Here is a 13,485-nt window from a genome sequence, read left to right on the forward strand (position 1 = left end):
CGATGGATGTAAATGATTTTGATTTTGATTTACCAGAAAATCTGATAGCACAAACCCCATTGCAGGACCGTACAGCAAGTCGGCTCATGGTGCTCGATAAAGAAACGGGTGAAGTGCAGCACCGCCGCTTCCCTGATTTGCTTGATGAATTGGAAGCAGGGGATGTCCTCGTTTTGAATGACACGCGCGTGTTACCAGCACGTCTCATGGGTGTAAAAGAGGATACAGGTGCTACAATTGAAGTGCTTCTGTTGAAGGAAATGGCTACAAATGAGTGGGAAACACTTGTGAAACCAGCAAAGCGTGTCAAACTTGGAACGATTGTCACGTTTGGCGATGGGCGCCTGAAAGCGGAATGTACGGGCATATTGGAACAAGGTGGCCGCACATTCAAGTTAATCTATGATGGGATTTTTTATGAAATCTTGGAGGCGCTTGGCCAAATGCCATTGCCGCCATATATTACGGAGACGCTTGATGATCAGGCGCGCTATCAGACGGTGTTTGCAAAAGAACGTGGGTCGGCAGCAGCACCGACAGCAGGTCTCCATTTTACAGATGATATTTTAGAACAGATTCGGGCAAAAGGCGTTGATATTGCATTTATCACATTGCATGTTGGCCTTGGCACGTTTCGTCCAGTGAGCGTTGACTCGATTGAAGCGCATACGATGCATTCCGAATACTATCAGGTTTCACAGCTGACCACGGATATTATCAATCAGGCGAAAGCGCGAGGCGGCCGTGTTATAGCGGTGGGCACTACGTCTGCGCGAACATTGGAGACCATTGCATCGGCAAATAATGGTAAAGTCATCGCAACAAGTGGCTGGACCTCGATTTTCATCTACCCAGGTTATGCATTTAGCTTGCTGGATGGACTATTGACCAATTTCCATTTACCGAAATCAACGTTAATTATGCTGATTTCGGCACTTGCAACGCGCGAACATGTTCTCGCGGCATACAACAAGGCGGTTGAGGAAAACTATCGTTTCTTTAGTTTTGGAGATGCAATGTTCATCAAACCGTCACAAAGGAAGGAATTACAGTAATGGCAGCAATCACATACGAACATATTAAAACTTGTAAACAGACCGGAGCGCGTTTAGGTATCGTCCACACGCCGCACGGCTCATTTGAGACGCCTGCATTTATGCCGGTAGGTACACAGGCTACGGTGAAAACGATGTCGCCGGAAGAATTGAAAGACATCGGTGCAGGCATTATTTTAAGCAACACGTACCACTTATGGCTCCGTCCAGGGCATGAAATTATTAAAGAAGCGGGTGGCTTGCACAAATTTATGAACTGGGACCGACCGATTCTGACGGATTCAGGCGGTTTCCAAGTGTTTTCATTGAGCAAATTCCGCAAAATCGAAGAAGAGGGTGTCCATTTCAGACATCACTTAAATGGCAGCAAGTTGTTTTTAAGTCCTGAAAAGGCGATGGAAATTCAAAATGCGCTCGGGCCAGATATTATGATGGCGTTTGACGAGTGTCCACCGTTCCCGGCAACGTATGAGTATATGAAGGCAAGTGTGGAGCGTACATCTAGATGGGCAGAGCGTTGTTTAGCGGCTCATGCACGCCCAGATGAGCAAGCCTTATTTGGCATTGTTCAAGGAGGAGAGTTTGAAGAGTTGCGCAAGCAGAGTGCAAGAGATCTTGTTGCTCTTGATTTCCCTGGTTATGCGATTGGTGGGTTATCTGTCGGAGAGCCGAAAGATATTATGAATCGTGTGCTTGAGTACACAACACCACTATTGCCAGAGGACAAGCCGCGTTATTTGATGGGGGTTGGGTCACCTGACTCGCTCATCGACGGCGCCATCCGCGGTATCGACATGTTTGACTGTGTGTTGCCGACACGTATCGCACGTAACGGCACATTGATGACAAGCGAAGGGCGTTTGGTTGTGCGCAATGCGAAGTATAAAAATGATTTCCGGCCACTTGACGAAAATTGTGATTGCTATGCTTGTAAAAATTATAGCCGAGCGTATATCCATCATCTCATCCGTACAGAGGAGACGTTTGGTATTCGTTTGACGACGCATCATAACTTGCATTTCTTGCTCAATTTAATGGAGCAAGTACGGGATGCAATCCGCAATGATCGTTTGGGTGATTTCCGAGAAGAGTTTTTTGAGAGTTACGGATTCAACAAACCGAATGCAAAAAACTTTTGAATCTTGTATAATGAATCGAGGTTGAAAGGGGGATGAAACAATGGAAGGATTAGCTGGATTATTGCCGTTCGTGGCAATGTTCGCAGTCATGTGGTTTTTGTTAATCAGGCCGGCGCAAAAGAGACAGAAAGCGACGAAGCAGATGCAAAACGATTTAAAACGTGGCGATAAAGTGATTACAATTGGTGGTATTCACGGAACAATTGATGCGGTAGATGAAGCATCTGTTTTCCTGAAAGTTTCCGATAGTACAACATTACAATTTGATCGACAAGCAGTTGGACGTGTAGTAGATTCCAAAGCAGGATTGTAAGTACAAAAAGAGACAGTTATCTAGGTGGGGAATTTCCCGCTTAGGCAACTGTCTTTTTTGTATAGAAGCTGATTTGATAAGGGCATCCTTTTACCAAAGGGGAGGATGCGTATGGATGATTTACTGATAATCGGGTTTCGGACGGTTTTTCTTTATGTGCTCATCGTTGTGATTTTGCGAATTATGGGCAAACGGGAAGTTGGCGAGCTTGGGGTCATTGATGTTGTCGTATTTGTCATTATGGCAGAAGTGGCGGCGTTTGCGCTCGATTCCCCTGATCAGAAGTTGTTACAATCGATTGTGCCGATGCTTATTTTGTTGGTCATTCAATTACTGTCATCTTTGATTTCATTGAAAAGTAAACGATTTAGGGATTTAGTGGATGGTGAACCGACAATTATCATTAAGCATGGAAAAATAATTGAACAGGAAATGCGCAAGCAGCGTTACAATTTGGATGACTTATTTCAACAATTACGTGAACAGCAAATCGGTTCGGTCCATGAGGTCTCTTTTGCTTATTTAGAGCCGTCAGGGAATTTGTCGGTCTTTAAACATGATGATGTGCAACCGGTTCTTGCACTGGTCGCTGACGGCGTTATGCAAAGTAGGCATTTGGCGTTAATTGGCAAAACTGAATCGTGGCTTGAAACGGAAATTAAAGCGCAAGGTATTCAAAGTATTGAGCAAATTTTTTATTGTACATTTGAAAATGGTGAATTGAAGTGTCAGTTGAAAGAACAGTATCAATGAGTTTTCATCAGTTTTTTAAATTGAAACAAATCTCCTTTTTTCACTTGACCTGTCAAAATAAGAACGACAAGCAAGAATAGAGAGGTAATCGCACATTCCATCAGTAAACCAAAATCGCCGATGGGAATAAAAATGGGGCGTGCAATCGCTGTCATGACAAATGATGCATAAGGCATGGCAAACATAGTGAATCCCGTCGCGGTCGCTTTATTTTTTCGTAGTGTTGCGATATGGAGAAAGGAGGTAATCAAGACACCAAAACCAATCGCCAGCACCGCTCCTGTTTCTTGGAGACCGGGTTGAGAGGCAAGGATGAACATGACACCAAGCTTGGCGATTCCGCCATACACAGAATTCATCATCCCTGCTTTGGCATCGCCCGTTGCTTGTAAAATGGAATAGAGAGGGCTCTGGATGTAATAAAAGAAAAACACGGGCGCAAGAAGTGTCATGTAGGACGCACCGCTTGTCACATGGAAAAGCTTTTCAGCCAGTGCCTGTCCGTGAACAAAAAAGACAGCTGCCGCAAAAGCCCCGGTCAATGCCGATAAACGTAGCGATAGATGAATCCGCTCTTGTAACTTTCCGATATTTTGCGAGGCGGCTGCGCCACTAACTGCCGGAACTAGGACGACGGATAGCGCGTAGGGAATGAAGGATGGAAATAGTAGTAGTGGAATGAGCACGCCAGAAATGACGCCATAGAGTGAAGTGGCAGCAACTGCCGTAACCCCAGCCATTGACAAGGCACGTAGAAAGATAATCGGTTCCAGAAACCATGTGAATGTTCCGAAAAGCCGGCTTCCTGAAGAAGGTAGTGCAATCGCAAGGAGTGGTTCCATCGGATAGCGTGGTTGTTTGCCTTGTACTTTTGGCATGCGCTTTTTGCGCTGGTAATATTTATACAGTAAATAGAGAACGGAAAGCATTTCGGCAAGCAGTGTGATCCCCATTGCATAGGCTGCGCTCATCCCAGCATTGTCGGATATCAATAGGGATGGCAATAACCATGTGATAAGGATGATACGAAAAAACTGTTCAATAATTTGTGACCAAGCCGTTTCCTCGATACGTGCGATGCCTTGAAAGTAGCCACGTATTAATCCTCCGATTGCCGCAATAGGTACGATGGCGATCCCGACATACAGCGTTGTTGCAGAGGAAGCATTTTCAAGCAATGTTTCTGATAAAAAAGGGACGAACAATATACAGGCTGGGATGAAAACAAGGCTCGTCAGGATGGTTATGAAATAAGAGGTTTTCATGACGGCAGGAAGCTTCGTCGTTTGCCCTTTTGCATCCAGCTCTGCAATTACTTTGGCGAGGGCGATAGGCACACCGAGCTGAACAAGCGACAGAAAGAAGATGAAAGCTGGGTAAGCCGTCATATAGATACCGACCGCTTCTTCCCCTGCAATACGCATGAATTGGATGCGGTAAACGAATCCTAACAGCTTCGACAAGAAGACTGCGACCATCAAAACGACTGTTCCACGTATAAAAGAGGACATACTAAAACAACTCCTTCTCAATTCCGGTCATTTCGTATAGACTAAACATATGCGGAAATATATGTATTTACGACTGCCAATAGGAAAGGGATGAAGACAATGGCGGTACAATTCGAACACTTATTTACGAAAGTGCGCCCAGCGATTGAAAGCAAAAGGAATGAATTCCAGCTATATGGCTATTCGACAGTAACCGAAGAAGATATCTGGGCGTATTGTGTCAAGAAAAAATGGCGGAAAAAAGATATCGCTTCAATGCGCGTGCATGAAATTGTCAATGGCATCCTACAAGTCTTACCAGCAGAGTATATGACATATAGCCAAATTGAAGAACAACGCGCTTCGGACTGGTTTTCTGATTTAAACAGTGCCGAGCTACAAATGTTATTGGCACCCCCGAAATCGAGAAGCGACTTAAGCTAGATCGATTGAACCAAGTTAAACAGTGATGATTTGACACAAGGATGCCTGTGTTTCATAATGAAAGTACTGTTTTTAAAAATGCATTAGTCTTTAGGCATCTATGCTTTTCAAGGAATGTATACATACATAGGGAAATCATTTGGTGATACATTCCGCATCTAGAGGGGGAAACGGAATTATGAAAAGAAGAGGACGGATTGTAGCGTTCTTATTACTACTCGTCATTTTTGCTGCGACGATAGGTACGACTACAAATCCGATATTGAAAAATGTAAATCTTGGGCTTGATTTGCAGGGCGGTTTTGAAGTCCTTTATGAAGTACAACCATTGAAAGATGGTCAAAAAATAACAGAAGCTGTTGTGAAAGATACGCAAAAAGCATTAAGAAATCGGATTGACGTTCTTGGAGTGAGTGAGCCAAATATTCAAATCGAGTCCAATAACCGGATTCGGGTTCAACTTGCGGGTGTGAAAGACCAACAATCCGCACGGGAATTGTTGGCGACACAGGCAAATCTGACGTTTAGGGATGCCGATGATAATCTATTGCTTGATGGTAATGATTTGAAAGCCGGCAAGGCGAAGGCCAATTTCGATGAAAACGGTCAGCCTGTCGTCACACTTGAAATGAAAGATCCAAATAAATTCGGTGAAGTGACAACGACCATTTTGCAGAAAAAACCTGAAAATGTGATGGTTATCTGGTTAGATTTTGTAGAAGGCGAAGATTCGTTTAAAGCGGAGATGGCCAAGCCGGATCCAAAATTCGTTTCTGCTCCATATGTAAGTCAGCCAATCCATTCTTCAGATGTTCAAATTTCAGGAAGTTTTACGGCTGAAGAGACGAATAATCTTGCGGGGATTTTGAATGCGGGTGCGTTACCTGTCCATCTGGAAGAAGTTTATTCCACTTCAGTTGGTGCACAGTTTGGTGAACAAGCGCTCGATAAAACGATTATTGCCGGAATTGTTGGGGTTGCGCTGATTTTTGTCTTTATGCTTGTCTATTATCGCCTGCCAGGTTTTGTGGCGGTTGTGACATTATCGGTGTATATCTTCCTGATTTTACTCGTCTTTACGCTTATTAATGGCGTGCTGACATTGCCAGGGATTGCAGCACTTATGCTCGGGGTTGGGATGGCTGTCGATGCCAATATCTTGACGTATGAACGGATACGGGAAGAATTACGTGTTGGTAAGTCGGTGAAGACTTCGTTCCTTGCGGGAGCAAAATCTTCCTTTACGGCTATTCTTGATGCCAATATTACGACGCTTCTTGCGGCGGTTGTCTTGTTTATTTTTGGGACAAGCTCGGTAAAAGGTTTTGCGACAATGCTCATTATCAGTATTATGGTTAGCTTCTTGACGGCAGTTTGGGGCTCTCGCTTGCTGCTTGGACTTCTTGTCAATAGTGGTGCATTGGATGGCAAGACTGGTTTGTTCGGTATTGCGAAAAACAAGGTTCACCCAGTGGAAGATAACGTAGAACCGTTGGATTTGACAACGAAGTTTGACCGTTTTGATTTTGTTGGAACGCGAAAAAGATTCTATGTGATTTCGACGATTTTACTCGTTACGGGTGTCATTATGCTTGGGGTCTTTAAATTGAATTTGGGGATCGATTTCTCGAGTGGTACGCGTGTTGAAGTGCTTGCCAATCAGTCGGTAACGAAAGATGAAATTACGAAATTCTTGGACGAAGTCGGTCATCCATCAGATGATGTTGTTATTTCCGGTGACACGAAAAACATCGCAGTTATTCGTTATAAACAAGAAGAATTCCAACAAGAAGAATTGAATAAATTTAAAGCTAATATTGCAACTGAATATGGCTCGGAGCCGAATGTGTCTGCGGTTTCGGATACAGTGGGTAAAGAATTGGCGCAAAATGCCCTGCAAGCACTATTGTATGCAGCGCTAGGGATTGTTATTTACGTCGCCTTCCGTTTTGAATGGCGAATGGGCGTTGCATCGATTATCGGTCTACTCCATGATGCATTCTTCATGGTTGCGTTGTTCAGTATTCTGCGTCTTGAAGTGGACATTACGTTCATAGCAGCTGTATTAACGATTGTCGGGTACTCCATCAATGACACAATTGTGACATTTGACCGGATACGGGAAAATATTAGTTATCGCAAACAAATTACGACTGAAAAAGAGTTGGCGGATATTGTCAATGGCTCATTGCGTCAAACGCTTAGTCGTTCTGTGAACACGGTGCTGACAGTTATTTTTGTAGTCGCAGCATTGATGCTCCTTGGCGCGGAATCGATCCGGACATTCTCAATTGCACTTTTGATAGGGTTGTTGGCGGGAACCTATTCTTCAATTTTCATTTCAGCTCAAATTTGGTTTGACTTGAAAAAACGTGAGTTAAAGGATAAAGGTCCGATTAAAGCAGATGAGAAGAAAAAATGGGGCTCAGACGAACCTGTCGTCTAAGCAAAGCCTAAAAAAAATACGTTTCACTTTTAAACGGAACTGGGTATACTTTTTGTATACCTGTTCCGTTTTTTGAATGGCTAGGTTAGAAGAATAGCTTGGTGGCAATTGATATAGTTAGGGGGAAGGGCTATGAAATCGGATACGAAAATTCAATGGAATTTATTGTTGGGGTTACTATTTGCTATTATTATTGCTACATTCGCTGTTATTAACGTCGAGCCAGTTGAGGTGAACTATTTAGTGGCGAAAGCACAGTGGCCGCTTGTTCTTGTTATACTAGGATCGGCATTACTTGGGGCAGCGGTTAGCGGGTTAATCGCCATTGTGAAGTCGACGAAATTGCATCACCGTGTGAAAATCCATCATAAAGAAATGGAAGCGAAAGAACAGACGATTGCGCTTCTTGAAAAAGAAATTGTGGAATTGAAAAAGCAAGCCGTGTCCGCTTTAATCAAAAAGGAAGACCACACAAAAACGCTCGATTGAACACGAAAGCACTCTCTAAGAACGATGCTCTTAGAGGGTGCTTTCACATTGAGGAGAAGCGAGCAGCCTTTTCTTTAAGATACGGGTTTCATCAGCTATAATGAACGTAAGGATGTGAAGATGTTGATAGATTCAATGAAAAGATGGACTGTAAATCGGCCGGATGAACAGCTAGTTGCCACATTGGCAAATGCGCTTGCTATTCCATCCGTCCATGCGAAAATATTAGCTTCAAGAGGGATTACGGATGTAGAGGAAGCGAAAGCGTTTTTACATATGGATGTGAGCTCCATGCATAACCCGCACTTACTCTATGATATGGACAAAGCAGTCTCGCTCATTGAAGATGCAATTGTGTCAGATCAGAAAATCGCTGTTTATGGCGATTATGATGGGGACGGTGTAACGAGTGTAACCGTGTTGATGACAGCATTGGAGGAGTTAGGGGCGGACGTCTTCTTTGCTATTCCGAATCGCTTTACGCATGGTTATGGACCGAATAAGGAATTATTCCGCGAGTTACATGAAAAGGGCACATCTCTAATTATCACTGTCGATAACGGCATTTCAGGTGTCGATGAAATTGCTTATGCCAAATCGCTCGGTATGGATGTGATTGTTACTGATCACCATGAAATCGGTGAGGTGTTGCCTCCGGCTGATGCCATTCTTCATCCAAGGCATCCGGCAGGGGCGTATCCATTCGGAGAACTCGCTGGAGTGGGGGTAGCATTCAAACTGGTTTGTGCGTTACTAGATGACGTACCGCTCGAATTGCTGGAACTTGTGGCAATTGGAACGGTTGCGGATCTTGTGCCACTGCGAGACGAGAATCGTTATTTTGTGAAGGAAGGCATTCAGCAGATGCGGACATCGAAGCGTCCGGCGATTCAAGCGCTTGCGCGGGTTGCTGGTGTGGAGCAATCGACGTTGTCAGAGGAATCCATAGGCTTCATGATTGGGCCGCGCCTCAATGCTGCAGGACGCCTTGGCGATGCAGACCCGGCTGTTGAGTTACTAAAGACGGAAGACTTAGCTACGGCGCTAGCATTGGCAAATGAATTAGATGCGTTGAATAAAGAGCGACAAGGCATTGTGTCGACCATTACAAAAGAGGCAGAAGACATGATTGCGGCGATGTATGGAGAAGCGATACCACATGTGCTTGTTATCGCGGGTGAGGGTTGGAATGCAGGTGTTGTCGGCATCGTTGCTTCGCGGTTGACAGAAAAGTATTATCGTCCATCGATTGTGTTGTCAATCGATACGGAAAAGGGCACTGCCAAAGGGTCGGCACGTAGCATTTCTGGCTTTGATATGTTTGTTGAACTATCGAAAAATGCGCAACTGCTATCTCATTTTGGCGGACATCAGATGGCGGCGGGTATGTCGCTTGCCATTGCAGATGTCGAGCAGTTGCGTGCCAAGTTGAATGAGCAGGCGCAGGCCGTGTTGACAGCGGAATTGCTGTCTCCAGAACTGCATATTGACGTACCGTTATCGATTGAAGAGATTGATGTGAATGTGTTGGAGTCGCTCGAACTGCTTCGTCCATTTGGTATGGCCTTTGCGAAACCCGTCTACTTGTTGGATGAGTTATCGGCCGCCTCGGTGCGAAAAATTGGTGCAGCTAAAAATCATCTGAAGTTAGAAGTAACAGATGGAGAGCAGACACTAGATACGATTGGATTCGGACTTGGTCATATTGCAGATCAGTTGACACCGGGTGTGAAATTATCTGTTGCGGGGGATTTACAAGTAAATGAATGGAATGGCCATAAAAAGCCACAGTTGTTAATTGGGGATATACGTTCAGATGAATGGCAGCTATTTGACTTGCGTGGGGTACGTGAACCGTCTAGATGGCTACCGACGATTCCAGTTGAGCGTACACTATTCGCGGCGTTTCAAGAGCAGACAGTGGTGCATTTCCAATCTGTATTGAAAGGGATTGCCATTCATTTAGTGGGCAAGTCTGCAATGGTGGAGGCAGAAAATCTTGTTTTGCTTGATATACCAAACGATGCGCAACAGTTGGAAGAGCTTGTGAGGGCGATGAATCCGAATCGAATTTATGCCCATTTTTATGCGGCAGAATCTAAGTATTTTGATGGCATTCCAGAACGTGAGCAGTTTGGCTGGTATTATGGATTTTTGAAAAAGCGCGGTACTTTTGACATTACGAAAAACGGTGAACAGTTAACGCAACATAAAGGATGGAAGAAAGAAACGGTCTATTTTATGTCAAAGGTGTTTTCTGAGCTTGGATTTGTTAAGATAGAGAATGGTGTAGCTTCTTTTGTAGAGCCAGTTGGCAAGCGAGATTTGTCTGAAGCGCCATCCTACCAGGAGCGGCAACTACAGATTGAATTGGAAAAGAGGCTGCTCTATGCATCTTATATGGAATTGAAACAATGGTTCGATGGCGTAAGGCAAGAAACCATCGACAAGGAGGAACAGGTATGGATTTGAAGGAATATGTGACGATTGTACCGAACTATCCGAAAGAGGGCATTAGTTTTAAGGATATTTCAACCATTATGGATAATGGTAAGGCTTATAAATATGCAACGGACGAAATTGTTAAGTATGCGAAGGAATTGGGGACAGATATTATCGTTGGTCCAGAGGCACGCGGTTTTATCATCGGTTGTCCAGTTGCTTATGCACTTGAAGTTGGTTTTGCTCCAGTTCGTAAACCTGGGAAGTTGCCACGAGAAACAATTGAAGTGGAATATGATTTGGAATATGGGACAGATACATTAACAATTCACAAAGATGCCATAAAGCCAGGGCAACGTGTACTCATCGTCGATGATTTACTAGCGACAGGTGGTACAGTCGAAGCAACGATTAAACTTGTAGAAAAGCTTGGTGGCGTTGTTGCAGGCTGTGCGTTCATCATCGAACTCTCTTACTTAAGCGGACGTGAAAAGTTGAAAGGTTACAACACGCGTTCATTGATCACATACTAAAAAAAAGCGCAAGCGCCTGTTCAGGCGCTGGAGTCTAGACAACTAAAAAAGGTCCTCCGCACGAAAAGCGGAGGATTTTTCTATATGTAGGTACTTTACAGATGGATGCATTTATACATACAATAAGAATATTATTATTTTTTTGCGGAAAAGGTCGAAAGGGGTAAAGACATGGCGAAAAATCGTGACATGACGGCAGAAGAGTTATTTGCACTAATCGGCTCCTATATGAATGAAGAACATGTAGCGTTTGTCCAAAAAGCATACGAGGTTGCAAAATCTTCGCATGAAGGACAGTTTAGAAGTTCAGGGGAGCCATATATCCTTCATCCGATTCAAGTTGCGGGTATTCTAGCTGAATTGCAAATGGATCCTTCAACGGTTGCTGCAGGATTTCTTCACGATGTTGTGGAGGATACAGATGTCGATCGAGAAGACATTATCCGTGATTTCGGAGAAGAAGTCGCGATGCTCGTTGATGGCGTCACAAAGTTGGATAAGCTAAAGTTCAAATCGAAAGAAGAGAAACAGGCTGAGAACCATCGAAAAATGTTCATAGCGATGGCGCGGGACATTCGTGTCATTCTGATTAAATTAGCAGACCGTTTGCATAATATGCGGACATTGAAGCATGTTTCGGAAGAAAAACAACGTCGTGTGGCAGCTGAAACGTTAGAAATCTTTGCACCACTTGCACATCGACTCGGTATTTCTGCGATTAAATGGGAATTAGAAGACACGGCATTACGTTATTTAAACCCTCAACAATATTATCGAATTGTTAATATGATGAAGCGCAAGCGTGTTGAGCGTGAAAATTATTTGGATAATGTGATGGAGCAAATTAAGACGGAAATCGGTGAGATGGATATTGCTGCCGATCTTTCAGGCCGTCCAAAACATTTATATTCCATTTATCGAAAAATGATTATTCAGAAGAAGGAGTTCAATGAAATTTATGATCTCCTTGCTGTTCGAATCATTGTTTCCAGTATTAAAGACTGCTATGCGGTACTTGGGAGTATTCATACGCTGTGGAAACCAATGCCTGGCAGGTTTAAAGATTATATTGCTATGCCGAAACAGAATTTATACCAATCAATCCATACGACGGTTGTAGGGCCAGCGGGTGATCCCCTTGAGGTGCAGATTCGAACGGAAGAGATGCACAAAATTGCCGAGTTTGGGGTAGCTGCACATTGGGCGTACAAAGAAGGCAAGACATTAATGGCGAATCCGAGTGATATTGATTCGAAATTGACATGGTTTAGGGAGATATTGGAGATTCAAAACGAATCCTCAAACGCTGAGGAATTCATGGAGTCTTTAAAATTCGATTTGTTTTCGGATATGGTGTACGTGTTTACACCAGACGGTGATGTCATTGAACTTCCAGCAGGTTCGGTGCCGATTGACTTTGCGTATCGCGTCCATTCAGAGGTCGGGAATCGAACAATTGGTGCCAAGGTCAATGGCAAAATGGTGCCACTCGATTCGGAACTTTTTACAGGCGATATTATTGAAATTTTAACCTCTAAACAATCATTTGGGCCAAGTCGCGATTGGCTGAAAATTGCTAATACATCACAGGCAAAAAACAAAATTCGTCAATTTTTCAAGAAGCAACTTCGTGATGAAAACATTATCAAAGGTCGCGAGATGATTGAAAAAGAAATAAAAGCACAAGAATACGATATAAAAGCCGTGTTAACGCAAGAAAATATTAACCGTGTGATTGATAAATTCAGCTTTACATCCGAAGAAGATATGTGTGCGGCTGTTGGCTTCAACGGTATTACAGCACAGCAAGTTGTCAATCGACTTGCGGAGAAAATGCGTAAAGAGCGTGAACAGCAAGATACCATTGATAAAATTGTGTCCGATATGAAAGTCGCTCAACCAGAAAAAGTGACTGAGTCAGGTGTGATTGTTAAAGGCATCGAAAACTTATTAATCAGACTGTCTAAATGTTGTAACCCGATACCAGGCGACGATATTGTCGGTTTTATTACAAAAGGTCGAGGCGTTTCCGTCCACCGTACGGACTGTCCGAACATTGTAACGAGTGAAGAGGATAAGGATCGTATTATTGACGTCGAGTGGGCACTTGGTTCTCCAACGAATAAAAAAGAGTTCCAAGTCGATATCGAAATTACGGGATATGATCGATTGGGCTTGCTCAATGAAGTGATGATGGTAGTTGCTGAAACGAAAACGCCGATGGTAGCGGTGAGTGGCAAAGCTGATCGTGAAAAAATTGCACATATGAATTTGACGATTAAAATTACGGATATTGATCATTTACACAAAATTGTCGACCGAATCAAACAAATTCGAGACATCTATTCGGTCCAAAGAATTATTAATTAATGAGAAGGTGT

Annotated in this window: 11 protein-coding genes; 10 read left to right on the forward strand and 1 reads right to left on the reverse strand. The window is 43.6% G+C overall.

Going from position 1 to position 13,485, the window contains the following annotated elements; genetic code table 11:
• The first annotated feature begins 2 nt into the window (after positions 1-2).
• From queA to MKY34_RS12765, 4 genes are all read left to right on the forward strand, one after another.
• Positions 3-1,055 carry a tRNA preQ1(34) S-adenosylmethionine ribosyltransferase-isomerase QueA gene (gene queA / locus MKY34_RS12750; RefSeq protein ID WP_342511136.1) on the forward strand — a complete coding sequence of 351 codons (1,053 nt, stop codon included), beginning with the start codon at positions 3-5 and terminating at the stop codon, positions 1,053-1,055.
• Positions 1,055-2,194: a tRNA guanosine(34) transglycosylase Tgt gene (gene tgt, locus MKY34_RS12755; RefSeq protein ID WP_342511138.1), complete on the forward strand. Its 1,140-nt coding sequence runs from the start codon at positions 1,055-1,057 to the stop codon at positions 2,192-2,194. The genes queA and tgt overlap by 1 nt, the downstream gene beginning before the upstream one ends.
• A gap of 40 nt (positions 2,195-2,234) precedes the next feature.
• Positions 2,235-2,507 (forward strand): preprotein translocase subunit YajC, encoded by a 273-nt coding sequence (gene yajC, locus MKY34_RS12760; RefSeq protein ID WP_342511141.1) that lies wholly within the window; start codon positions 2,235-2,237, stop codon positions 2,505-2,507.
• A gap of 111 nt (positions 2,508-2,618) precedes the next feature.
• Positions 2,619-3,260 carry a DUF421 domain-containing protein gene (locus MKY34_RS12765; protein ID WP_342511143.1) on the forward strand — a complete coding sequence of 214 codons (642 nt, stop codon included), beginning with the start codon at positions 2,619-2,621 and terminating at the stop codon, positions 3,258-3,260.
• On the opposite strand, the gene MKY34_RS12770 is transcribed toward MKY34_RS12765, so the two are convergent.
• Complete coding sequence (locus MKY34_RS12770; RefSeq protein ID WP_342511144.1) at positions 3,254-4,771, reverse strand: polysaccharide biosynthesis protein; 1,518 nt, start codon at positions 4,769-4,771, stop codon at positions 3,254-3,256. The two genes, MKY34_RS12765 and MKY34_RS12770, sit on opposite strands and share 7 nt — an antisense overlap.
• A gap of 99 nt (positions 4,772-4,870) precedes the next feature.
• On the opposite strand from MKY34_RS12770, the gene MKY34_RS12775 reads away from it, so the two are divergent.
• From MKY34_RS12775 to MKY34_RS12800, 6 genes are all read left to right on the forward strand, one after another.
• Positions 4,871-5,194: a post-transcriptional regulator gene (locus tag MKY34_RS12775; protein ID WP_342511146.1), complete on the forward strand. Its 324-nt coding sequence runs from the start codon at positions 4,871-4,873 to the stop codon at positions 5,192-5,194.
• Between the two features lie 178 nt (positions 5,195-5,372).
• The gene (gene secDF, locus MKY34_RS12780) at positions 5,373-7,640 is read left to right on the forward strand and encodes a protein translocase subunit SecDF (protein WP_342511148.1); all 2,268 of its coding nucleotides are present in this window, start codon (positions 5,373-5,375) and stop codon (positions 7,638-7,640) included.
• 132 nt (positions 7,641-7,772) lie between these two features.
• A complete protein-coding gene (locus MKY34_RS12785) occupies positions 7,773-8,129 on the forward strand; it encodes a lipopolysaccharide assembly protein LapA domain-containing protein (RefSeq protein WP_342511151.1) in 357 nt (118 codons plus the stop codon).
• A gap of 123 nt (positions 8,130-8,252) precedes the next feature.
• Positions 8,253-10,601, forward strand: a complete 2,349-nt coding sequence (gene recJ, locus MKY34_RS12790; RefSeq protein WP_342511153.1) for a single-stranded-DNA-specific exonuclease RecJ — start codon at positions 8,253-8,255, stop codon at positions 10,599-10,601.
• Positions 10,592-11,104 carry an adenine phosphoribosyltransferase gene (locus tag MKY34_RS12795; protein ID WP_342511156.1) on the forward strand — a complete coding sequence of 171 codons (513 nt, stop codon included), beginning with the start codon at positions 10,592-10,594 and terminating at the stop codon, positions 11,102-11,104. Before recJ ends, MKY34_RS12795 begins: the two co-directional genes overlap by 10 nt.
• Before the next feature lie 171 nt (positions 11,105-11,275).
• Positions 11,276-13,474 (forward strand): bifunctional (p)ppGpp synthetase/guanosine-3',5'-bis(diphosphate) 3'-pyrophosphohydrolase, encoded by a 2,199-nt coding sequence (locus tag MKY34_RS12800; protein ID WP_342511157.1) that lies wholly within the window; start codon positions 11,276-11,278, stop codon positions 13,472-13,474.
• Positions 13,475-13,485: the final 11 nt, after the last annotated feature.

The organism is Sporosarcina sp. FSL K6-1522, from assembly GCF_038622445.1.
GTDB lineage: Bacteria > Bacillota > Bacilli > Bacillales_A > Planococcaceae > Sporosarcina.